At 43.2% G+C, this 22,502-nt stretch carries 21 protein-coding genes; 2 read left to right on the top strand and 19 right to left on the bottom strand.

Annotated features, from left to right (window positions below; all coding sequences use genetic code 11):
• Positions 1-280 precede the first annotated feature (280 nt).
• The 14 genes from A5875_RS04975 to A5875_RS04910 all read right to left on the bottom strand — a co-directional run bounded on the left by A5875_RS04975 (position 281) and on the right by A5875_RS04910 (position 14,598).
• Positions 281-1,126 (bottom strand): DegV family protein, encoded by an 846-nt coding sequence (locus A5875_RS04975; protein WP_088932588.1) that lies wholly within the window; start codon positions 1,124-1,126, stop codon positions 281-283.
• 79 nt (positions 1,127-1,205) lie between these two features.
• On the bottom strand, positions 1,206-2,390 hold the full coding sequence (locus A5875_RS04970; RefSeq protein WP_088932587.1) for an LCP family protein: 1,185 nt from the start codon (positions 2,388-2,390) through the stop codon (positions 1,206-1,208).
• 96 nt (positions 2,391-2,486) lie between these two features.
• Positions 2,487-3,335: a prephenate dehydratase gene (pheA, locus tag A5875_RS04965; RefSeq protein WP_088932586.1), complete on the bottom strand. Its 849-nt coding sequence runs from the start codon at positions 3,333-3,335 to the stop codon at positions 2,487-2,489.
• Positions 3,335-3,844: a shikimate kinase gene (locus tag A5875_RS04960; protein ID WP_088932585.1), complete on the bottom strand. Its 510-nt coding sequence runs from the start codon at positions 3,842-3,844 to the stop codon at positions 3,335-3,337. Before A5875_RS04960 ends, pheA begins: the two co-directional genes overlap by 1 nt.
• A gap of 156 nt (positions 3,845-4,000) precedes the next feature.
• Positions 4,001-5,272, bottom strand: coding sequence for a 3-phosphoshikimate 1-carboxyvinyltransferase (gene aroA / locus A5875_RS04955; protein WP_088932584.1), 1,272 nt, complete (start codon positions 5,270-5,272; stop codon positions 4,001-4,003).
• Positions 5,273-5,276: 4 nt separating this feature from the next.
• Positions 5,277-6,350 carry a prephenate dehydrogenase gene (locus tag A5875_RS04950; protein WP_088932583.1) on the bottom strand — a complete coding sequence of 358 codons (1,074 nt, stop codon included), beginning with the start codon at positions 6,348-6,350 and terminating at the stop codon, positions 5,277-5,279.
• Positions 6,351-6,366: 16 nt separating this feature from the next.
• Complete coding sequence (gene aroC, locus A5875_RS04945) at positions 6,367-7,527, bottom strand: chorismate synthase (RefSeq protein ID WP_088932582.1); 1,161 nt, start codon at positions 7,525-7,527, stop codon at positions 6,367-6,369.
• Positions 7,528-7,530: 3 nt separating this feature from the next.
• Positions 7,531-8,589, bottom strand: coding sequence for a 3-dehydroquinate synthase (aroB, locus tag A5875_RS04940; RefSeq protein ID WP_088932581.1), 1,059 nt, complete (start codon positions 8,587-8,589; stop codon positions 7,531-7,533).
• A 16-nt stretch (positions 8,590-8,605) separates the two neighbouring features.
• On the bottom strand, positions 8,606-9,646 hold the full coding sequence (gene aroF / locus A5875_RS04935; protein ID WP_088932580.1) for a 3-deoxy-7-phosphoheptulonate synthase: 1,041 nt from the start codon (positions 9,644-9,646) through the stop codon (positions 8,606-8,608).
• Between the two features lie 21 nt (positions 9,647-9,667).
• A complete protein-coding gene (gene aroE / locus A5875_RS04930) occupies positions 9,668-10,546 on the bottom strand; it encodes a shikimate dehydrogenase (RefSeq protein WP_088932579.1) in 879 nt (292 codons plus the stop codon).
• Between the two features lie 388 nt (positions 10,547-10,934).
• Entirely contained in the window at positions 10,935-11,717 is a 783-nt protein-coding gene (locus A5875_RS04925) for an ABC transporter ATP-binding protein (RefSeq protein ID WP_088932578.1), read from the bottom strand.
• A gap of 4 nt (positions 11,718-11,721) precedes the next feature.
• The gene (locus A5875_RS04920) at positions 11,722-12,603 is read right to left on the bottom strand and encodes an ABC transporter permease (RefSeq protein ID WP_088932577.1); all 882 of its coding nucleotides are present in this window, start codon (positions 12,601-12,603) and stop codon (positions 11,722-11,724) included.
• Between the two features lie 4 nt (positions 12,604-12,607).
• A complete protein-coding gene (trpX, locus tag A5875_RS04915; protein WP_088934635.1) occupies positions 12,608-13,618 on the bottom strand; it encodes a tryptophan ABC transporter substrate-binding protein in 1,011 nt (336 codons plus the stop codon).
• 419 nt (positions 13,619-14,037) lie between these two features.
• The gene (locus tag A5875_RS04910; protein WP_088932576.1) at positions 14,038-14,598 is read right to left on the bottom strand and encodes a hypothetical protein; all 561 of its coding nucleotides are present in this window, start codon (positions 14,596-14,598) and stop codon (positions 14,038-14,040) included.
• A 191-nt stretch (positions 14,599-14,789) separates the two neighbouring features.
• Here A5875_RS04910 and A5875_RS04905 point away from each other — a divergent pair, with 191 nt between their 5' ends.
• On the top strand, positions 14,790-16,457 hold the full coding sequence (locus tag A5875_RS04905) for a phosphoenolpyruvate carboxykinase (ATP) (protein ID WP_088932575.1): 1,668 nt from the start codon (positions 14,790-14,792) through the stop codon (positions 16,455-16,457).
• 89 nt (positions 16,458-16,546) lie between these two features.
• Complete coding sequence (efbA, locus tag A5875_RS04900; protein ID WP_088932574.1) at positions 16,547-18,250, top strand: fibronectin-binding protein EfbA; 1,704 nt, start codon at positions 16,547-16,549, stop codon at positions 18,248-18,250.
• Here efbA and A5875_RS04895 read toward each other — a convergent pair.
• The 5 genes from A5875_RS04895 to A5875_RS04875 form a co-directional block, all read right to left on the bottom strand.
• On the bottom strand, positions 18,247-19,284 hold the full coding sequence (locus A5875_RS04895) for an AI-2E family transporter (protein WP_088932573.1): 1,038 nt from the start codon (positions 19,282-19,284) through the stop codon (positions 18,247-18,249). The genes efbA and A5875_RS04895 overlap by 4 nt on opposite strands.
• Before the next feature lie 165 nt (positions 19,285-19,449).
• The gene (pyrE, locus tag A5875_RS04890) at positions 19,450-20,076 is read right to left on the bottom strand and encodes an orotate phosphoribosyltransferase (RefSeq protein WP_088932572.1); all 627 of its coding nucleotides are present in this window, start codon (positions 20,074-20,076) and stop codon (positions 19,450-19,452) included.
• Complete coding sequence (gene pyrF / locus A5875_RS04885) at positions 20,077-20,793, bottom strand: orotidine-5'-phosphate decarboxylase (protein ID WP_088932571.1); 717 nt, start codon at positions 20,791-20,793, stop codon at positions 20,077-20,079.
• Entirely contained in the window at positions 20,793-21,710 is a 918-nt protein-coding gene (locus A5875_RS04880; protein ID WP_088932570.1) for a dihydroorotate dehydrogenase, read from the bottom strand. The genes pyrF and A5875_RS04880 overlap by 1 nt, the downstream gene beginning before the upstream one ends.
• Entirely contained in the window at positions 21,710-22,498 is a 789-nt protein-coding gene (locus A5875_RS04875; RefSeq protein WP_422851551.1) for a dihydroorotate dehydrogenase electron transfer subunit, read from the bottom strand. Before A5875_RS04875 ends, A5875_RS04880 begins: the two co-directional genes overlap by 1 nt.
• Between the last annotated feature and the right edge of the window lie 4 nt (positions 22,499-22,502).

Here is a 22,502-nt window from a genome sequence, read left to right as displayed (position 1 = left end):
TGATTTGGTCTCATTCTTTATAAAACTGTGAAAAGTTTGACTGGCAACTAACTCTCATTAAGGTAATCATTTTTTGAAGACCACAAAAAATGAGTCCGATTTTCGCTGCGTGTACCATCAAACTAAACGTCTTGTATATGATTTTCAAATCTTATCACCTTGTATAACTACTAAAATTTTGACTAACAGTTATCTTTTGTAAAGTATTTCACATCTGCGCAAATTTATTGAGTGAATTTGACAAAAGAAAAACTCACTAAACGAATTAGTGAGTTCATGTTTATTTTGCTACACCAAGTGCGATTGCTTTATCGCCTAAGTGAGTGCCGATAACTGGGCCGAATGTGCCGACATCGATTGTCGCATCGGGATATTTCTGCCGCAGCTTATCGTATTCTTGCTGAGCGAGTTCTGGATTGTTGCCGTGGATCACATAGATTCGCAGTTCATCTTGGTTTTCCTGACGACGCTCTTCAATGATTTCCTCGGTACGTTGTAAAGCTTTCTTTAATGAACGAATTTTTTCTGCCAGAACGATCTTGCCATCTTCAAAGGTCAGGATCGGCTTGATCTTCAACAAACCGCCGATGATCGCAGCGCCATTGGTCAAACGACCGCCTCGGACTAAGTTGTCTAAATCGTCAACAATGATATAGGCGTTCGTGGTGTCGCGAATTTGATCGACTGCCGCCAAAATTTCTTCTAGTGACTTTCCTTGCTCACTCATTTCCAGTGCTCTTTCCACCATATACCCCATAGGGACACTAGTGATTTTAGAATCATAAGGAATAAGCTGTAATCCTTCAATATCATCTTTAATTGCTGTCAATGTACGAACAAAACCTGAGATACCTTCTGATAAATGAATACTGATCACTGTATCATAGCCCTGTTCCTTGATTGAGCGATACAATTCATAAACTTCGCCTAAAACCGGTTGAGAGGTTTTTGGGAAATCCTTGCTGCTTTTCAATTTTCGATAGAATTCTTCATATCCAATATCCACCCCTTCTTCAAAAGGTTCGCCGTCAATGATGACGGGAATTGGAATTATGAACAAATCTTTATGATTGCGCATGCGTTCATTCAGATAAGCGGTACTATCTGTCACGATCGCTAGTTTCATAGTCGCTTCCTCGTTTCTATCAAAATTTACAATAATTATAATATAGCATACTCATAGAATGATGGGAATCAAAATTCTATTACTTCCCTAAAAACTCTTGAGCCGCCTGCGCATTTTGGTTTGTGTCGACGGCTAGCGCACTGCCGGCATTGACGGTATCGATATAGGACCATGATCCATCAACTGGCAAGGTCAAACGCTCAAGACCGCCCACCGCTTTTCCAAAATTAAGTAAATGTGTTAAAACATAACTATTTGGCATATCTGTTGAAAGATACCCCCAGATTTTCCCCGCAGCGTATGGTCCGCGCAATAACACTAGCGGATTAATTAATTGTCCAAAAACAGATTGCATCACCTGCTGCTGACGACGAACACGTCCAAAGTCGCCTTCTTCATCCATTCGGAAACGAGCATAGTTCAATAAGGTATGACCGTTCATTCGCTGTGTCCCTTGTGTGATCGGTTCATCAATGTAGGCACTCATGTCCTTTTCAGCATCGATCTGCACACCGCGCGGGAACAGCGCATCGATCCCCTTTTCGAATGTTTGAAAATCCACCATCGCATAATAACGACAATCGATCCCGAAATTTTCCTTCAGCGTTTGGCGAACAAGATCCGCCCCGCCGTAAGCATAGGCAGCATTCAGCTTATTCTCTCCAACGCCAGGAATATTGACATACATGTCCCGCATAAAGGAAACCAGCTTCGGCTTGCCCCAGCCATCGACCTGCAGTACCATCATTGAATCAGAGCGTCCGCTGATATTGTCGCGGGTATCGCTGCCTAGGAGCAAAATATTTCGCTTGCCATTTTCTGAGGTCGCGCCATTAAACTCCTGTGTCTCGATCTTCGGCATGGAGGAATCATGCTTCGCGGCAAAATTACCAATACCAAAAGAAATCACCGAATACCCTAAGATCGCAATCAGGATCATGACTAATATTCTGCGCCAGCTTCTTTTTTTCTTCGGTTTCTGTTCATAAGGATTCTTTGGTTTTCGTTTAAAAGGATTTTTAAATTTAGGTAGTTTGAAATTGAATCGTTTCTTCTTCGGTTCTTGATAATGATCCTCATAATAGAATTCTTTTTCAGGTTCTTGATACGTTTGCCGCGGTTCTTCATAGCTAGGCTCTTCGTATCTAGTTCTTTCTTGTTCTGCTTTTTCGTTTTTTTTCATCTCACGTCGAAAGCCAAAAGGTTTTTTATCCTCCTTTTGACTTTCCTCGTGGATCTTCTTATATTTGTCCATTCGGCTCATAGTGCACCTCTTCATCTCATTACTATTATTATTAAAATAGCAAATCATCTGCCCTTTGTCTTATTTTTCCCAAAAAAAATTAGAAAACCTTAACTACTAAGATTTTCTAACCGCTGGAAGATATGTTGGGTAATCGCCGATCAAAGTGACAGTGAAATTCTGCTCCTTTAACTGAAGCAGCACTTTATTGAGCTTCTCCTTAGCTGGAGTCTCTAAGTCAATAATAAAGAAGTACTCCCCTAATTTTGTTTTTTGTGTGCGTGATTCGATCTTAGTCAAGTTGATGTCTTCTGCCGCGAAGCTCGCCAAGCCTTGATAAAGTGCCCCAGGATGATCTGAAGCTAAATCGAATAAAACCGTCGCCTTATTCTTTCCATGCGGCAAGTTCCCTGCGACAGGTTGTTCGCCCAGCACCCAAAAGCGTGTTTCATTCTCACTGATCGATTGGATATTTTCTTGGACGATCGTTAAACCGAATTGTTTGGCCGCGTCTCTTGAACCGATCGCAGCATAACGTTTATCAGGATTATCGGCGACCTTTTGCGCACCTTGAGCCGTTGAACCGATTTGTTCGATATCAACCGTTGGAAAATGGTTCATCAAAAAGACCTGCGATTGTGCTAAAGCCTGTTGATGACTACAAATCAATTCCGTATCTTGCCAAGAATCGGCATGAGCAGGATGCACCATCAACTGCTGCTGAATCGGCAATACGATCTCCGCTTGAATCGTCGGCAAAGTTTGAAAAATCAAATCCAATGTCGGCAATACAGAGCCTTCGATCGTATTTTCGATCGGAACGACACAATAATCCAATGCGCCCTTTCGCTGTTCCTCTAAGAGCGCAGTTAATGAGTCATAAGGTAGTAATACATTTTCATTAAAAAAGTTTGCAGCGGCACTGTAGGTAAATGACCCTCTCGGTCCCAAATAGCCAACTTTCATTAAGAAGCAACCTCGACTTGTTGAATGATCTCGCTAACAATGTCCTTTGGTAATTTCTCTGAGGTATCGACGGTAATCTTGGCTAATTTTTCATATAGCTTTTCTCTTGAGAAGAATAAACGTTTCAGGTCTCCATCGTCATTTTTGATGGCCAACGGACGAACATTTACTTTGTCTTCGCGAATTCGTTTCACCAAAACATTCGCATCTGCTTTTAAGTAAACAACTAACTTATCGGATAAGACTTGTTGGTTTTCCTTTTGCAAAATGACGCCGCCGCCAGTTGCAATAACCGATTCCTCATTCAATGCTTCTTTTAAAAGGTTCGTCTCATGTTCTCGGAACGATGCTTCCCCATGTTCTTCAAAATAATCGCTGATCGGCTGTCCGATCCGTTCAACTAAAACATCATCCATATCTACCACTTGGGCATTCAATGTAGTGGCAAGTTCTTTACTAATCGTAGTTTTTCCAGCTCCCATAAAGCCGATTAAGACAATAGATTCCATTAGGCATTCTCCTTGTTCGTTTTAATGTATTAATTTTTTTAACAAAAAATTAGTCTGATTCTCACGCCGTATACCATCTAACTAAACGTTTCTGATTCTTATATTATTTTGAATTTTTTTCTTTGATCTCGCAATATGCAATCTGCTATTTGAAGTCTAAATCAATGAGTTTAAATCAGTGAAAAAGTTTGGATATGAAATATTGATGGCTTCGGGATTGTTTAGTTCCACTGGATCTTCTGTTAATAAGGCTGCGATCTGAAGCATCATTCCGATGCGATGATCGCCATGGCTCTCTACTACTCCGCCATGGAGCTTTGTAGGTCCGTGAATAATCATTCCATCATCTGTCGTTTCGATGTTTGCTCCTAGTTTGTTTAGCTCTTGAGCGGTTGCATCGATCCGATTCGTTTCTTTGACCTTTAATTCTTGCGCGTCGCGAATGATGGTCGTTCCTTCTGCCTGAGTGGCGGCTAAGGCAATTATTGGTAGTTCATCGATTAAACGCGGAATGATCTCTCCGCCAATTTCTACAGCTTTCAATGGTGCCGGCTTGATTAGTAGGTCCGCTGCTTGGTTCTGCTGATCTAGAGCGGCCTCTTGGATATTGGCACCCATCTCCTGTAAGACATCTAAAATACCTGTTCGAGTGGGATTCACACCAACATGCTTCAATTGAAGATTGCTGTTGGGTAACAGGCTGGCTGCCACAAGATAGAAGGCAGCTGAGGAAATGTCACCAGGTACCGTTACCTCTTGACCAACTAATTTTTGTCCGCCCGGTACAGTGATTTTTTTATCCTCTACTGTAATTTTTCCACCGAACTGTTTGATCATTTCTTCTGTATGATTGCGTGATTTTTCTTTTTCAATAATAGTAGTCAAACCTTCTGCTTGCAGTGCAGCAAAAAGGATCGCGGATTTTACTTGTGCACTTGCGATCGGCATTTCGTAAGTGATCGCTGAAAGCTTGCTTCCCTCAATTGCGATCGGAGGAAATTCACTGCCCTGTTCACCCTGCAAGTTACCACCCATTGTTCTTAGTGGTCCCATAACACGTTCCATCGGGCGGCGGTTCAATGAAGCATCGCCGGCGATTTCTGAATGAAAAGGCTGCCCTGCTAAAATCCCCAATACCAACCGCATTGTTGTACCAGAATTCCCAGCGTCTAATAGCTTTTTCGGCGCTTGTAAATTTTCAAAGCCCTCCCCTTCAATGATAATATCTTTTCCCTCATCATTGATTGCAACACCTAATGCTTTAAAAACAGCGACAGTGCTCAAACAATCCTCTGCTCTCAAAAAGTTATGGACTGTCGTCTTCCCATGACTGATGGCACCGAACATGATGCTGCGATGTGAAATTGATTTATCCGCTGGTACCGTCAATGTACCGGTCAGCCCTGCTTTAGTTTTCAATAGTTTCATTTGTTCAACTCCTTCTGCGACAACGAAAATCCGCTTCTTCAATTAGCAATTGCCCTTTTTCCAAGTCTGCTTGATTTTTAAATGAAAGTTCCAGAACACCGAAAATATCTTCCCGAGTTTCTTGAATTTTTAAGTTAATAACCGAAATACCAGCCTCGCTGATGAGCGTCATCACTTTTGCGATGGCTCCTGCGATATCCGGAATATCAATGTAAAGATCGTAGAATGCTGGAATTACGCCACGATCCTTTGTCGGCAAATGATCGCGAGAATGTTTGGCCTGACTAAAAAAGTCATAGATTGCCGGCTGGTCTTCTTGAATGAGGCTTTCTCGAATCTTCGTCATTTCGTCCTGCCAACCAGTGATCAAATCCAGCAAGATTGATCGATTGGTTAATAAAATATCGGTCCACATTTGCGGATCTGAGGAAGCGATTCTTGTAATGTCGCGAAAGCCTCCTGCTGCCAACTGTGTTGCCCGAGGGTGATCTTCTGTCAGCTGATCACTCATTTTTACCAAACCTGATGCCACGATGTGAGGCAAATGACTCAAAACTCCTACGATCTCATCATGAGATTCAGGTTCGATCACAACAAATTTTGCTCGAGTCGGCTCTAATAGTTCCATTAACGGGTCGACGTTTGTTCCTTCAGGCGGTGTCAAAATGTAGTAAGCCTCTTCGAAAAGATTTGGATTCCCTGCTTTGACTCCTGATTTATGGGAGCCCGCCATCGGATGTCCTCCGATAAATGTAAAAGGCAGTGTCTTCGCCAGCTTCATGACCTCATTTTTTGTGCTGCCGGTGTCGGTGACGATCACTGATTCTTTCAATGGCAAGCGTGCCAGTTCATGCAAGTAATGCAGCGTTGATAAGACGGGTACGGCCAAGATAATGATATCCATCTCAGGAGCTCTTTCAATAGAAGCAATTTGATCGACTAATCCAACTTCACTGGCGATTTCGCGGGTTTCTTCCGAATAATCCCAGCCGAACAGCTCGATCGTTGGATTTTTGATTGCCCGGCAAAGTGAAGCGCCGATTAGACCAAGTCCTAAGACGAACACTTTCTTTTTCATAGACGTACCCTCTCTCTTAAAAGTTTTTGATTGCTTCGCGGTATTCTGCAACCGCCTGTTTTAACTCATCGATTGTATCGGATGAGAATTTTTCTAAAATTTCTTGTGCTAAGACTGTCGCAACGACATGTTCTGCAACGACAGAAGCGGCTGGAACCGCCGTGCTGTCTGAACGTTCAACACTTGCCTTGTAAGGTTCCTTCGTATCAATATCGACACTCATCAATGGTTTGTACAATGTCGGGATCGGCTTCATGACTCCTCGGACGATGATCTGTTCGCCATTGGTCATGCCGCCTTCAAAGCCGCCAAGGTGATTACTTGTTCGACTGTAACCTTCGTCCCAGACGATTTCGTCCATGACTTTGGATCCTGGTCGATGAGCCGCTTCGAATCCAATTCCGAATTCAACACCTTTAAAGGCATTGATACTCATCATGATCTGTGCGATCTTGCCATCCAGCTTGCGGTCCCATTGAACGTAGCTGCCTAACCCAGCTGGTACATTGTCTGTTCGTACTTCCACGACGCCGCCAATGGTATCGCCAGCTTTTTTCGTTTGATCGATCAACTCCTTGACCGATTCTTCGACTGACTCATCAACCATGTTGACTTCTGAGACTGCTGTTTTGGCTTTAATCTCTTTTACGCTCAATTTTTCTGGAACTGCAGCTTCGATTCCGCCTAAAATTGCGACGTGACTGGCGATATCAATGTCTACTGCTGCTAAAATTTGTTTTGCAAGAGCGCCGATCGCCACTCGCATCGTTGTTTCGCGAGCAGACGAGCGTTCCAAAACATTTCGCAAATCACTGTGATGGTATTTCATTCCACCGACTAAATCAGCGTGTCCTGGCCGCGGTTTTGATACCCGCCGTAATTTTTCATCTTTTTCAGCTACTGCTTCGACAGACATGACTTTCTGCCAATTTTTCCAATCACGGTTTTCGACGATCATGGTAATTGGAGAACCTAATGTCTTGCCGTGACGCACGCCAGAGGTAATCCGAACTTGATCTTTTTCGATCTTCATGCGTCCGCCGCGTCCGTAGCCGCCTTGTCTTCTTGCTAGTTCTTGATTGATTGCTTCAACGGAGAGTGTTAGTCCTGCTGGAACACCTTCGATGATCGTTGTTAATTCTGGTCCATGAGATTCTCCAGCTGTTAAGTAACGCATAAGCTATTCCCCTTCTCGTAAAAACTCTTTGATTTCGGTGAGTTTGATTTTTTTAATATAGGCCTTGCCGATTTCTGTCAATAAAATAATGTTTAAACTGCTGCCCCTAGCCTTCTTATCATGGGTGATGGCCGTATAGAATTTTTCGGCTTCCCACGGCTGATAAGTAATCGGCAGTTGATATTTTTGATTCATCGCTTTAATTTTATCAGTGATACCAGCTGGTGAAAGATTCTTTTTCTCAGCGGTTTGTGAAATTTTCACCATTCCAATGGCAACTGCCTCGCCGTGACTGATCTTCCCATAGCCAGCTGTATTTTCAATTGCGTGGCCGATCGTGTGGCCGAAATTCAATAATAGACGTGAACCGTTATCGAATTCATCTTCTTCGACAACTGTCTTCTTTACTTGCAGAGCTTTGAGAATGATCGCTTCACTATGAGCTAAAAGATCTTGGATTCCTGTTAGTTTCTCAAGGTCGTTCCATAGTGAAGCATCACTGATCGCGCCGCACTTGATGATTTCTGCGATTCCTTCGCGTACCCGCAGCTCCGGCAATGTATTCAATGTTTCTGGATCGATCAATACGCCATCCGGTTGAGCAAAGGTTCCAATCATATTCTTGGCTTTGCTTGAGTTCACCGCTGTTTTTCCGCCAATACTAGAATCTACTTGCGCTAGTAAGGAGGTGGGAATTTGAACAAAGGCGATCCCTCTCATATAAGTCGAAGCAACGAAGCTGGCTAGGTCGCCCACAACACCTCCACCCAGAGCGATGATTGCATCGCTGCGGGTAAATTGCTGATCGGCTAGAAAATCATAAAGATTGTTTGCCATCTCTAAAGATTTACTGCTTTCGCCAGCCGGCACAGTGTAGTGACAAACTTCATAATTGGCTAACTGCTGTTGGATTTTCTCGCCATAAAGCGGAAAAACATGTTCATCGCTGATGATTGCGATTTTTTTATTCTGCCAAAGTGAAGCGATCCATTCGCCAACAGTATCTAAAGCGTGGCGCTTTACGATGATTTCATAACTTTTATCTGATAAGACAATTTCCATGAAACGTTCCCCCTGTTTAAATCAGTGAAGGTTCTTTTGTTAGTTCCTTAACTTTTTGCATCGCATCTACCATGATTTCTACTTCACTCATCATTTGTAGGTAATTTTTTTCATTCAATGATTGTTCCCCATCAGACCAAGCATGTAATGGATCAGGATGGATTTCAACGATCATACCGTCAGCTCCGCTGGCAACACCTGCTCGAGCCATCGGTGCCACTAGATCCCATACGCCTGTACCATGACTTGGGTCAACAATGATTGGGAAATGGCTCAATTTTTTGATCAATGGTACGGCACTTAAATCAAAGGTGTTTCGGGTAGCAGTTTCGTATGTCCGAATCCCGCGTTCAATGAAAATGATTTTTGAATTGCCTTGGACAGCGATGTATTCCGCTGCATTCAACCATTCTTGGATCGTCCCGGAAATCCCGCGTTTCAAGCCGATTGGTTTGCCTGTTTTTCCGACTGCTTCAAGTAATCGGAAGTTCTGCATATTGCGTGCACCAATTTGGATGATATCAGCGTATTGGCAAACGACATCGATATGCGCCTCATCCATGACTTCTGTGATCACTTTTAGGCCATGGGCATCAGCGGCTTTGCGCATGATTTTCAAACCTTCTTCACCTAAACCTTGGAAAGCGTATGGAGAAGTACGAGGTTTGTATGCTCCTCCGCGTAGGATTTTGGCACCGCCGGCTTTTGCCATGCGAGCTGTTTCCATAATTTGTTCTTCGCCTTCGACTGAACAAGGGCCAGCCATCGTTACGAAACTGCCGTCACCGATTTTCACGCCGTCTACATCAACTACTGTATCTTGCGGGTGAAATTCTCTTGAAGTCAATTTGTACGTATTTGAGATAGCTACTGCCCGTTCAACGACACTGTAAGCTTGGAACGGTACATTTTGAATGATTTTTGGATCTCCTAAGAGTCCCAAAACTAAACGATCTTTCCCGTGATTGATTTGTACTCCTAATCCTTCTTCTGCGATACGTGATAAAATTGGTTTTAAATCCTGTTCTTGAATTCCTTTTTTTATAATTAAGATCATCGTAATAACTTCCTTCTTTTTTTATTTTTTGATTGTTTCTTCCAATAACGGTTGGATTTGTTCGACCGGCATTTCCTTGCCTGTCCATAATTTGAAAGCGGCGGCTCCTTGATACAGCAGCATGCCTAAGCCGTTGACTGCTGTTGCTCCAGTTGCTTTCGCGGCTTTTAATAATTTGGTTTCGGCTGGATGATAGATCACATCGAAAACCGGTAAATCTTTTCTTAATAAGGATACATCTGGTAATGGCATTTGATCTGCATCAGGTGCCATTCCAATGTTTGTGGCATTGATCAATAAACTGCTGGCAGCCAGTGAATCGCTCAATTGCTTTTCATCTGCTAAATCATGTAATTGAATGTGGCAATTGGTTTCATTAGCGATCATGGCCAGCTTCGGTTCGATCTTTTGATAGAAGTCATCTTTGATGTTGAATACATCGATGGCTTCTACTCCGTCGATCGCAGCTTGTGTAATAATTGCAGTTGCGGCGCCACCGGCTCCAAGAATCGTCATTCTCTTACCGATAATTTCTATCCCGTTTTGTTTCAGGCTTTCCATACAGCCGATTCCGTCTGTGATATGTCCGATTAATTTACCATCCTGATTCACGATGGTATTGATTGCTCCGATCAAGCGAGCTGCTTGGCTGAGTTCATCGACATACTTGACAGCTTCCATCTTGTGAGGCATCGATAAATTGACTCCCAACATTTCAAGATCGCGAATCGCTTGTATGCTTGCGCCAAGTCGTTTAGGCTGAACATCAAAGCTTAAATAGACTGCATCAACCTCCGTTGCTTGGAACGCTGTCGTGTGCATCATGGGTGAAAAGCTGTGCCTTGCTGGCAATGCATATAACCCGGCTAACCGCGTTCTTCCTGAAATTTCTTCTTTCATCTTTCCTCACTCCTTCTATTATTATTCAACCTTCAATCAGCGATTTCAAAAAAAGACTAGGCCCACTGTAGAAAATCTACAATGAGCCTAGTCTCCCAAAAAGATACCAAAAGAAAAAGCCACTATAGATTTTCATCTATGTGGCATTAAGTCAAACTTAAAATCCTTAGCCATCATAGATACAAACTTGTCTCGTTTGCATCCATGAATCATGAATACAAACTTATCTAAAATAGCTAAAGTAATAATTATTCAGTTGTGTGTGCGTACTCTTATTTATATTCGTATTCATAAAAATCGCTCCAAACTGATTTAAGATTGAACTTAGTATAGATTTGTTTTTCCAAGAAGTCAACCCATTACTTTTATTTTCTGTAAAAAAAATTATTTACATTACTTCAGCTACACTCTCGTTTTCTTCAAAAAGCAGGAATAAATCCGCTAATGTCATACGTTCCTTCTCTTCTCCACGGATATCTCTAATGATCTCCCCTTTTTCCATCACGATCACACGATCGCCGTAATGCAGAGCATCTTCCATTTTATGGGTGACCATTAAACAAGTCAGATTTTCTTCTTTAATCCTTTGATCTGTCAGCAGCATCAATTGCTTCGCTGTTTTTGGATCGAGTGCAGCTGTGTGTTCATCTAATAGTAGTAAATCGGGTTTCGTGATCGTCGCCATCAGCAAACTCAAAGCCTGCCGCTGTCCGCCGGAAAGAAATCCTGTTGGTGTATCGAGGTGGTTTTCCAGACCGTTGCCGACCAATTTGCAAAGGTCGCGATACATTTCTTTCTTATGATTCAGTTGGCGCTGGCGTAGTCGTCGTTTTTGTCCGCGTTTTTCAGCTAGGCCTAAATTCTCGGCGACTGTCAGTCGTGGCGCTGTGCCCATTTTCGGATCTTGGAAGACCCGAGAGATGGAGGTTGCTCGTTGTTCTTCAGATAGTTTAGTCAAATCCTTGCCCATTACCGAAACAGTACCGCTGTCTAATTGCAGACTGCCGGAAATACTGTTGAAAAGGGTACTTTTTCCAGCACCATTACCGCCAAGTACGGTGACGAATTCACCTGGGGCGATCGTCAAATCAACATTATTTAAAATTCTGCGTTTATCATTCACACCATTACTAATGGTTTTGCTGGCGTTTTTTACCTCTAATGCATTCATGCGATCACTCCTCCTTTTCCAGTCCTGTTTTCAAATTTAATGCTTCCTTTAAACGCGGGATCATCAGACACAATGCCAAAATGATCGATGAGAAAATCTTCAAATAAGTCGTATCTAGTCCGGCTTTAATGATGATCAAGATCAATAATTGATAAATAATACTGCCTAATACGATCGCGATCAATCGTTCAACAAATGTTACTTCACCATATAAAACTTCACCGATAATAATTGAAGCTAGTCCGATAACGATCACTCCGACACCTTTTCCGATATCAGCATAGCCGTCATTTTGTGCGATCAAGGCGCCAGATAATGCGATCACGCCATTAGATAAGGTCAGACCGATCACCTTCATGCGATCCGTATTGATACCGATCGAACGTGCCATGTTTTCATTGTCGCCAGTCGCAATATAAGCCTGCCCAAAGTCAGTGAAAAAGAAAAATAGCAAAAGAGCGACAATGATCACGATAGCGATCAAGCCTAACAGTACGATATCGAAATGATCCGGCAAATTTAAATTTGTAAAGAAGTCTTGGATTTTCGGCTGCTTCAATAAAGAAAGGTTTGGTGTTTGCATAATGAACAGCATCACCGAATTCAATCCCGACATCACTAGAATTCCAGCTAAGATGACTGGGATTTTTCCTTTGGTATAGAGCATGCCGGTAACAAAACCTGCACACATACCTGCGACGATACCAAGAAGTGTCGCTAATATAGGAGATACGCCATTGGTGATCGCAGTCACGCAGACCGCGCCGCCTAATGGAAATGAACCCTCTGTTGTCATATCAGGAAAATTTAAGATCCGATAGGTCATAAAAATACCTAATCCTAAAATCCCCCATAAAAATCCTTGTCCGATTGCTGAAATTACCATCTGTCTACTCCCCTTTAACTACTTCTGCTTTTTCTTTGATTTTTTCTGGAATCGTGATGCCTAATTCTTTGGCTTTGTCTTCATTGATGATCATATCGCCATAATCGATGACGTTTACTGGTGTGTCGGCTGGTTTTGATTTGCCGCTTAAAACGTTGGCTGCCATTTTTCCAGTTTCAACACCTAAGTCAAATTGATTTTGTCCAACGGTGGCGATGCCGCCTTCTTTTGCCATATTATCAACGGATACGAAGACCGGTTTTTTCGCCTTATCAGATTCATTGATCAAGGTTTGGAACGCGCTGGCGATTGTGTTGTCTTGCGGAATATATAAGTAGTCAGTTTCTTGGCAAGCCTGCTGAGTAATCTGAGCAATGTCATTACTAGAGCTGATCGCGTATTTTTTCACCGTTAAGCCGTCTTTGGTCGCGCGCTTTTCTGCACGTTCGATCTGCGACTTGGAATTTTCTTCTGAAGATGAATAGATCATGCCGACTGTTTTTGCATCTGGAAACAGTTCCTTCGCCATATCTAATTGCTGATCGACTGGTGTTAGATTGTTTACACCTGTTACGTTGCCGCCGGGATTTTTCAAGTCTTTGACTAATCCAGCTCCGATTGGATCACTGATAGCGCCCATAATGATTGGCTTGTCGCTTGTTGCGTTAGCTAATGCTTTTGCCGCCGGAGTGGCAATTCCGACTAACACATCTGATTTTTTCTCTAATAATTGCTGACTCATGCTGTTTAGTTTACTTTGATCGCCTTGACCGTTTAAAAATTCGATCTTGATGTTTTTCCCATCTTCGTACCCTTCTTGCTTCAACCCTTCGATCACACCGTCTTTGATTTGATCTAACGATGGATGGCTGATGAATTGCAGGATGCCGACTGTTTTGATTTCTTCTTTATTTTCTGTTGCGTTCGTTTGACGCGAACCCATTTGATAAGCAAAAACTCCGATTAATACGACTGCTAATGCGATGATTGATCCGATAATCCCTTTATTTTTCATGATTGATTCCCCCGATTTTGGTTTTTTGGTTTTTTGTTTGATAGTAGCTAACTCGTTGACAGCTAGCACGATTAGAAAAACTGGCAAAAAAAGACAACTACCCAAAAATTCAACGGTAGTTGTCTTAGAAAAAAACAAAAACCGCATAGATCGTCTCTATGCGGGAATAAGCGTGAAAAAATATCCAGCATAGATACAAAATTTAGAAGTTGCCTAAATGTTGTATCTATGAGTGAATTCATAAATACAACTTATCTACGCCAGTTTTGCCAGCTATTCAATTGTTGATTAGATAAGTTTGCGTTTTTCATGAATGTCACTCCTTCATTTCTTATATTGAGGTTAGTTTAGCGGAAAAAAAATCGACTGTCAACTCTTTTTATTAAAAAAAGCTCATTTATTTTATCCGAATTCTCATTTTAATTTTTAAGGTCCCACATCGGCAAGCGATTCAGTTCTGGAATAAATTCATTGTTTAGATCCTTCAAGCTTTCCACGACAAAGCGATTTTTTTCTTTGCCATTATGGAAGAAAATAAATGTCACTTGGCGAGGATCAAGCTGATAGTTTTTAGCGATCGTCTCACTGTCATAGACGATTGGATAATAATAAAATTTACGGTTCAGCATCGTTTGCTGGTTCGGATCGTCAAGAATCGTCATGACATTTTCAAAGGAAGTTCCGCTTGGTTGGCTGAACATGATCGAAATCGCCTTGGTATCCTTGATTTTCTGATCGACAGTTTGGTACTCCAAAGGGATTAAGTGATCTGATTTTAAGGAATCAAAAACTAATTCGTCTAATTGATCTTGGCGAATCGTCTTCTGAGCAAAAACGGCAGAAGCAGAAAAAAGAAGCGCAAAGATAACGAGACTGGCGGCGATCATTAAGGAGCGGCGCTCATTTTCCGAAACAATAATTATGAATTTTCGCCAAAAAATAAGCAATTTTTCTTTAGCCCTGGCTAAATGTCTTTCCATAATAATCCCTCCTCACTTATCATTATATTATTTTTATCTTAAAACCGCTACCAGCTAGATCAAATTTCAGTTTTTTTGCGTAGGCAAAAAAAATTGCGTGTTCTATATTGGATCTGTCTCTTATACACATCTAGATGTGTATAAGAGACAGCTATTATAATGATGACAACTTATTTTGAGGAGGTTTTATGATGAGCAGTATTGAACATTTTTCACGTAATGAGATTACAAAAAGTAATCGGCTTTTCTCTAGTATTCGCAGCGTGATCGAAACAGCGTTTTATGGGAACAACGTCACGCGTATTCGTCATCTTACAGATGCCTATGCGTTGGCAAAAGCGAGCCCAGGAACGATCACTACCGATCTTGATGTTGCCTATACCAGCAGACTGCAGCTGCCTACCGATGCCAAGGTCCTAGTGACTAATGATGGGAAAATCGTTGGGCGTACAGCAGCGGCGCGGCGCATTATCGGTCAGCAAGGAATCGACAGCGCTTTTTATAGTGAGCTGCTGCGAGAAGCAGTCTTCAATGCACGTTCGAAAAAGTTTTACTCTGGCGAAGTGATCGTGGGATTAGATGAAGAGTTTACTGTCAAATCTCATTTAATGATACCAGCAGATTATAGTCCTAACCTCTATTCCTATTTATTAAACTTTCAGATTGGGGATGCGAAGCACCTGTTCTATCAGGAATCAGACGAGATCCATACTGGCGATATCTTTATTTTTGCTGATCCGGATTGGGAGCATCCTGATTTCCCTGATGGTGTGGTCGTGATTGATCCGCTCCATAATTGTGCAGGTATTTTAGGTCTGCGCTATTTTGGCGAATTGAAAAAAGCGACCTTGACCTTGGCTTGGGCGACTGCTCACCGCAACGGCTTTATTGCTTGTCATGGTGGAATGAAGCAATACTTGCTGGAGGACAAAAAATTCACGATGGCGGCCTTTGGCTTATCTGGTTCAGGGAAATCCACCATCACCTTGGCGAAGCCGAAAAATAAAGGTGAAGTTCATGTTCTGCATGATGATGCTTTTGTCATTTCAAAGGAAAAAGGTTCGACCACTGCGTTAGAGCCTGCTTATTTTGACAAAACACAGGACTACCCTATGTCCAGCGACGAGATCAAGTATATCGTTACCGCCCAGAATGTCGGTGTGACGCTGGATGAGGAAAACAAAAAAGTCTTGGTTACTGAAGATATTCGCAACGGTAACGGCCGCAGCATCAAGAGCCGCTATGCTACCCCGAATCGGGTCGACCATATTGCTGAAAAGGTTGACGGTCTGTTTTGGATTATGAAGGATGATAGTCTGCCGCCGGTGATCAAGATCGAGGACCCTTCTCTTGCGGCTGTTTTCGGTGCGACTTTGGCAACGAAACGTTCAACGGCTGAAAATGTGGTTGGCGAAGTATCGGATCAGCTAGTGATCGAGCCGTTTGCGAATCCTTTCCGCTGCTACCCGCTGCAGGAGGATTATCAAGATTTCAAAGACCTGTTCCAAAAACAAAAAACCGCCTGCTTTATTTTAAATACCGGTGATTTCAAGGGACGTAAAGTCACACCGGATGAAACCCTAGGCAGTATCGAGAAGATTGTCGATGGATCAGCGAAATTCAAGCCGTTTGGTCCGCTTAAGAAGATCAGCTATCTGCCGGTTAAAAAGCACGAACCAGATTTCAACAGTCATCATTACTTGATCCACTTGATGACGCGTCTTGAAACGAGACTGGCTTTTGTCCAATCACGTAAAACTTATCAAGGCGGCTATGATCGTTTGCCAAATGAAGCGGAACAGCTGCTGCTCCAGCTTCTTGATGAGCTGCATAGCTACAAGGAATCGATCAGCGTTTAAGCAAATGACAACTCTCCAATGACTTATTTGGTCATTGGAGCTTTTTTGTTTATAATAGACCTACTATGAAAAGAAATGAGGGATAAAAAATGTCCTTTGATGGAGTTTTTACCCATGCAATGGTACGAGAATTGAAAGATCAGCTCGTTTCCGGAAGAATATCTAAGATTCACCAGCCTTATGAAAATGAAGTTGTACTGGTCATTCGTGCCCGAGGAAAGAATCGGCGTCTGCTGCTTTCGGCGCACCCTAGCTATGCACGGATTCAGCTAACTGAGATTGCCTATACAAACCCTGACAACCCGCCGAATTTCGTGATGATGCTGCGGAAGCATTTAGAAGGTGCAATCTTAGAAGATATCCATCAGGTCGAAAACGATCGTGTGGTTCACTTTACCTTCAGCAAACGTGATGAATTAGGTGATTTGCAAAATATCGTTCTGATCGTGGAATTAATGGGACGGCATTCAACGATCGTCTTATTAAATAAACAAAACGGCAAAATATTGGATGCAATCAAACACATTGGTCATTCTCAGAATACCTATCGTTCGATCCTGCCCGGCAGCGAATATATCGAGCCGCCGAAGCAAGAACAAATGAATCCCTTCCATGCAACGAAGGAACAAGTCTTCACGATTCTTTCGACCGCGGAAATATTAGATGGACGATATTTGCAGCAGAACTTCCAAGGTCTGGGACGTGATACTGCTGAGGAACTGGCCTTCCGTTTTTCGGAAAGACCAAATGAGAAAATGGTGGTTTGGGAGACATTTTGGACCAGTGTTCAAGGTGATATTACCCCAACATTAGGTGTGAAAAATAACAAAGAGTTCTTTGCGCCGCTGGCCTTCGAGACTTTTGAAAATACCGAAAGTTATCAAACTTTGGGTGATTTGCTGGATGCCTTTTACGGTGAAAAAGCCGAAAAGGATCGGGTCAAGCAACTGGGTAATGATTTGATCCGCAAGGTCGATAATGAGATCAAGCGGAATCAAACAAAGCTTGCTAAACGGGAAAAAACACTGCTGGATTCTGAAAATGCCGAGGAATTTCGTCGCGACGGTGAACTGCTGACGACCTTCATGGCGCAGGTCCCTCGCGGTGTTGAAAGCGTCGAGTTGGAGAACTATTATGAGGACAACGCGCCGACTACGATCAAGCTGAATCCGGCTTTGACACCGAATCAAAATGCCCAGAAATATTTCCAACGGTATCAGAAGCTGAAGAATGCGGTCAAATTGATTTATGATCAAATCGCTGAAGCAAAAGATGAGATCGCCTATCTTGAATCGGTTCTCGCTCAATTAGAAATTGCCGGGCCGATGGATATCGAGGTCATCAAGGAAGAATTGGTGGCTAGCGGCTACTTGAAGAAAAAGCGCAGCAAGAAGAATCGAAATCATGCGCCTTCCAAACCAGAGCGCTTTGTTGCCAGCGATGGTACGGAGATTTTAGTTGGTAAAAATAACTTGCAGAATGATCAATTGACCTTGAAGCAAGCCCGGAAAACAGATATTTGGCTGCACGCGAAAAATATCCCCGGCTCCCATGTAATCGTGAAAAGTACTGATCCTAGTGAGGAAACATTATTGGAAGCGGCGGAACTAGCGGCCTACTTCTCGAAATTCCGCCAGTCGGCACAGGTACCGGTGGATTATGTAGCGGTGAAGCATGTTCACAAGCCTAACGGTGCTAAACCAGGCTTTGTGATCTATGAAAATCAAAAGACGTTATTCGTCACACCAGAGGAATCTGTCATTGAACAATTAAGAAAAAACGGAACAGCCTAGCTTGGCTGCTCCGTTTTTTTGGTTTTTGTTTTCTTCGTCGCAATTTTCACACCTAAAATTTCTAGGAAGAAATTGAAGATCGGAATACCCACGATCAGTCCCCAGACTCCTAAGAATTTTTCGCTAAATAACAAAATTACGAAGGTATAGAAGATTGGTAATTTCGTTCGGCTCGACATGAATTTCGGATTCAAGATATACGCTTCGACGCAATGCACAACAATGATCAGGACCAGAACGTAAATGACCGTCTGCAGGCCTCCTGTCGAATAAGCGATCAATGTCAACGGGATGCAAGAGAAAATCACGCCCGCCACCGGAATCAAGCTCAGGAAGAAGATCATGATCGCCAGCGTCGGTAATTGGGTGAAGCCGATCAAGCCCAGCCCAATCGTCGTGATGACTGTATTTACGATCGCAATCAATAATTGCACCTCTACGACAACGCCGAAAGTTTCAACGAAAACTTTAGCAAAATAATACAGGTCCTGGAAAAACCAAGCGTATTCGCTGCTTAAAAAGTTGCGTGAAAATAAGACTGTCTTCTCCTTTTCTATCATAAAGAAAAAGCTCAGGATAAACGACATGATGAAGGAAATCGCTAGACGGCCGACATTTTGCAGCTGCTCTAAGATAATTCCAGCGCCGCTCTCTACTTTATCCTGCCAATTATGATTCTTGAAATAATTAGAAATGAAATCTGTAACGATATCGGAATCAAAATCCTTATGCTGGTAAAAATGGACGATGGAATTGTAGGTCGAGACGACTTGATCGATCAAAATCGTCGAATATTTCGCGATCAAAAGATACAGCAAACACAGCTCGATCAAATACAGGATCGTCGCCAATAAAAAAGTCGGCGCCTTAATATAACGCTGAATGAACTTGACGATTTTGACCGAGATCAATGTGAAGATGAAAGTCAGCAGCATCGGTGTCATAAAATCTCTGACTAAAAACAAAACAAAAATGACTAGTCCTAAGACCGTAAACCTGCGCAAGCGGGTGTTGTTTAGAAATTTTTCATACATAATGGTATCCTCTTATTTCTCTTATTCTGTTGTTTCTGTAAAAACCACTGAAAATAATATACCATTAATCCGCTTTTTCAGCTCCTAATATACTTGCGGTGTCTTGTAAGCAGCAAAAAAACGCTGAATCTGGAAATAATTCAGCGTTTTCTTTATGCTTTTTAATTAGTTCAACCAGTTTTCTGGGTCTTTTCGCCATTTTTTTAATAGCTCAAGCTGTTCTTGGTTGATGTAGTTTTCTTTTAAGGCACTCTCGATCAGGGTTGAATAATTGGTTAAGGTCGCTAGTGGCATATTCGCCTCTGCAAAATTCTTCTTGCCTTTGGCTAATTCGTACGTGAAGATCGCTGCGACACCTAAGACGTCGGCGCCTTCTTTTTTAGCTGCTGCGGCTGCTTCTAATACACTGCCGCCGGTTGAGATCAAGTCCTCGATCACGACCATTTTCTGGCCTTCCTTGATGCGGCCTTCGATTTGATTTCCTTGACCATGATCTTTCGGCTTGCTGCGGATGTAGACCATCGGCAAGTCTAAGATTTCAGCGACCCAAGCTGCGTGCGGGATACCTGCTGTGGCTGTTCCCGCGATCACTTCGACATTGGGGAATTCTTCTTTGATCTTAGCTGCTAAGCCTTGTGCGATCGCACGGCGAACTTCTGGATAGCTCATCGTTACCCGGTTGTCACAGTAGATAGGCGATTTTAGTCCGCTGGCCCACGTAAAAGGCGCATCGGGACTTAAAGAAACTGCTTCGATTGATAATAAATCTTTGGCGATTTGTTCTGCGATCATTTATGCTTCACCGTTCCATTCTTTTTTGATTTGTAAGTAGCTTTGATAAGGATCATCTGCTTGTGTGATTGGACGTCCGACCACGATATAATTTGATCCGATCGCGCGAGCCTTCGCTGGTGTCATCACGCGTTTTTGGTCACCGACACTGGCGCCTTGCGGACGGATGCCCGGTGTTAGGCAGATGAAGTCTGCGCTGGTTGCTTCGTGGATCTTTTCTACTTCATGAGCTGAGCAAACCACGCCTTCTAAGCCGGCTTTTTCTGCACATTGTGCGTAATGCAGAACGCTTTCTTCCAGACTGACGTTGATCAGCTGGTCTGCATGCATTTGTTCTTCACTGGTGGAAGTCAGCTGCGTCACCGCGATCAATTCAGGGATGGCTTGATTTTCAGTTGTTCCTTCAATCAGGCCTTGTTTGGCTGCCTGCATCATTTCTACTCCGCCGGCTGCGTGGACGTTCGTAATTTTGACGCCCATTTTGGCAATGCCCCGCATCGCTTTTTGGACGGTATTGGGAATGTCGTGCAGCTTCAGATCAAGGAAAATATCATGTCCTTGTGTGCGGAGAAAATTGACGATCGCAGGGCCTTCTTGGTAAAAAAGTTCCATGCCGATCTTGACGAAGAGCTTTTCCTCGTTGGGAAAATGCGTTAGAAATTTTTCGATTTCCTGTTTTGAAGCGAAATCAAAAGCGACGATTGGTCGATTTTCCATTAGAACGTCCCCCTAACTTCTTGGCGCAGCTGCTCCATTGATTCAATGCCTAGTTCCGCCATACGGATCGGCAATTCTTCAATTAATTTTGGGCAAATGTATGGGTCAGTGAAGTTCGCAGTGCCCACCGCTACCGCACTGGCACCCGCCATAAACATTTCTAAGACATCATCGACTGTTTGGACGCCGCCCATGCCGATGATCGGCAGTTCGCTGACTGCAGCGACTTGGTTGATCAAGCGAATCGCCACTGGTTTGATCGCCGGACCTGATAATCCGCCTGTGCGATTGGCTAAGATCGGCTGGCGTGTCTTCAAGTCGATGCGCATGCCTAGCAAAGTATTAATCATGGTGAAACCGTCTGCTCCGCCCTTTTCAATGGCTTTAGCAATTGGTACGATGTCCGTTACATTGGGGCTTAGTTTGACATAGACCGGCACGTTTGTGACTTCTTTGACGGACTTGGTTAAACGATAAGCCACTTCTGGGTCCGTTCCAAAGGCGATCCCGCCATGTTTAACGTTTGGACAAGAAATATTCAGTTCAATCGCTTTGACGTTCGGTGCATCGCCGATTTTGGCACAAACTTCGACATAGTCTTCTTCGCACGCTCCTGCAACGTTTGCGATAATCGGCAGCTCTTGGTATTTTTCCAAGCTTGGCAGAATATCCTGCAGCACGACTTCCATGCCGGGATTTTGCAGCCCAATCGCATTCAGCATGCCGCTTGGTGTCTCCGCTACTCGCGGTGTGGCGTTGCCGAAGCGCTCTTTTGGTGTTGTCGCTTTGATCATGATGGCGCCTAATTGGTTCAAATCATAATAATCAGCATATTCTTTCCCGAAGCCGAAACAGCCGCTGGCCGGCATGATCGGATTTTTCAAGTCTAGACCTGGTAATTTGACTGCGATACTCATTAAAAGATGACCTCCCCTGCTTGGAAAACGGGACCGTCTTCACATACTTTGACACTTTTGTTTTCATCCTCAGGTACATGGCAGACACAGGCGTAGCAAGCGCCCATTCCGCAGGCCATGCGAGATTCCAGCGAAAGCTGTACGTTGTCTACTTCCGCATATAATTGTTCCACTGTTTTTAACAGACCGTTATTTCCGCAGGCAAAAACTGCGTCAGGTTGATTTTCTTCTGCTAGTAATAAATTGCCGACATTTCCCTGCAACCCGAAGGTTCCATCATCCGTTGAAAAACGTGTTTCGCCTAAGGCTTGAAATTCATCGGCATAATAAACAACTTCCTGTGTTCCAAAACCGAGGAAATGGATCACATTGACGCCCTTTGCCCTTAATTCTTTGGAAAGCTGGTACAAAGGCGGTACGCCGATGCCTCCGCCAACGATAAATGCTGTATCTCCGGCCTTCAGCTCATCGAGCTCAAATCCGTGGCCTAATGGACCCATGACATCCAGCTTATCGCCTGCGGACATGTCAGCAAAATATCGTGTTCCGTCTCCTTCGACGCGATAGATGATCGTACAGGTTCCTTCTGCTGGATCGTATTGATTGATACTGATTGGGCGACGCAATAATAAATCACTTCTTGGCACACGAATATGCAAGAACTGTCCCGGCATCGTCATTTCTTGGACTAATTCTCCTGCTAAAACCAGCTCGTAGATTCGCGGTGCTAACTCTTGTTGACGAACAATCGTCATCATTTCCTGCTTCATAACGGCCTCCCTATAAATCGAC

The sequence above is a fragment of the Enterococcus sp. 3H8_DIV0648 genome, from assembly GCF_002140655.1.
GTDB lineage: Bacteria > Bacillota > Bacilli > Lactobacillales > Enterococcaceae > Enterococcus_A > Enterococcus_A hulanensis.
Note: the sequence above shows the minus strand (reverse complement) of the source record. Positions and strands in the feature narration are given on the sequence as shown.

Bases quoted from the DNA above. Each gene is read 5' to 3' on its own strand.
- A5875_RS04880 (WP_088932570.1), bottom strand. From the start codon at position 21,710: ATGAGTATCGCAGTCAAATTACCAGGTCTAGACTTGAAAAATCCGATC.
- aroE (WP_088932579.1), bottom strand. From the start codon at position 10,546: ATGAAAGAAGAAATTTCAGGAAGAACGCGGTTAGCCGGGTTATATGCA.
- A5875_RS04905 (WP_088932575.1), top strand. From the start codon at position 14,790: ATGAGCAGTATTGAACATTTTTCACGTAATGAGATTACAAAAAGTAAT.
- A5875_RS04895 (WP_088932573.1), bottom strand. From the start codon at position 19,284: ATGTATGAAAAATTTCTAAACAACACCCGCTTGCGCAGGTTTACGGTC.
- A5875_RS04960 (WP_088932585.1), bottom strand. From the start codon at position 3,844: ATGGAATCTATTGTCTTAATCGGCTTTATGGGAGCTGGAAAAACTACG.
- A5875_RS04950 (WP_088932583.1), bottom strand. From the start codon at position 6,350: ATGAAAAAGAAAGTGTTCGTCTTAGGACTTGGTCTAATCGGCGCTTCA.
- aroB (WP_088932581.1), bottom strand. From the start codon at position 8,589: ATGGAAATTGTCTTATCAGATAAAAGTTATGAAATCATCGTAAAGCGC.
- A5875_RS04975 (WP_088932588.1), bottom strand. From the start codon at position 1,126: ATGAAACTAGCGATCGTGACAGATAGTACCGCTTATCTGAATGAACGC.
- aroF (WP_088932580.1), bottom strand. From the start codon at position 9,646: ATGATCTTAATTATAAAAAAAGGAATTCAAGAACAGGATTTAAAACCA.
- pheA (WP_088932586.1), bottom strand. From the start codon at position 3,335: ATGAAAGTTGGCTATTTGGGACCGAGAGGGTCATTTACCTACAGTGCC.
- aroC (WP_088932582.1), bottom strand. From the start codon at position 7,527: ATGCGTTACTTAACAGCTGGAGAATCTCATGGACCAGAATTAACAACG.
- pyrF (WP_088932571.1), bottom strand. From the start codon at position 20,793: ATGGAAAATCGACCAATCGTCGCTTTTGATTTCGCTTCAAAACAGGAA.
- A5875_RS04970 (WP_088932587.1), bottom strand. From the start codon at position 2,390: ATGAGCCGAATGGACAAATATAAGAAGATCCACGAGGAAAGTCAAAAG.
- A5875_RS04920 (WP_088932577.1), bottom strand. From the start codon at position 12,603: ATGGTAATTTCAGCAATCGGACAAGGATTTTTATGGGGGATTTTAGGA.
- pyrE (WP_088932572.1), bottom strand. From the start codon at position 20,076: ATGATCGCAGAACAAATCGCCAAAGATTTATTATCAATCGAAGCAGTT.
- trpX (WP_088934635.1), bottom strand. From the start codon at position 13,618: ATGAAAAATAAAGGGATTATCGGATCAATCATCGCATTAGCAGTCGTA.
- A5875_RS04910 (WP_088932576.1), bottom strand. From the start codon at position 14,598: ATGGAAAGACATTTAGCCAGGGCTAAAGAAAAATTGCTTATTTTTTGG.
- aroA (WP_088932584.1), bottom strand. From the start codon at position 5,272: ATGAAACTATTGAAAACTAAAGCAGGGCTGACCGGTACATTGACGGTA.
- efbA (WP_088932574.1), top strand. From the start codon at position 16,547: ATGTCCTTTGATGGAGTTTTTACCCATGCAATGGTACGAGAATTGAAA.
- A5875_RS04925 (WP_088932578.1), bottom strand. From the start codon at position 11,717: ATGAATGCATTAGAGGTAAAAAACGCCAGCAAAACCATTAGTAATGGT.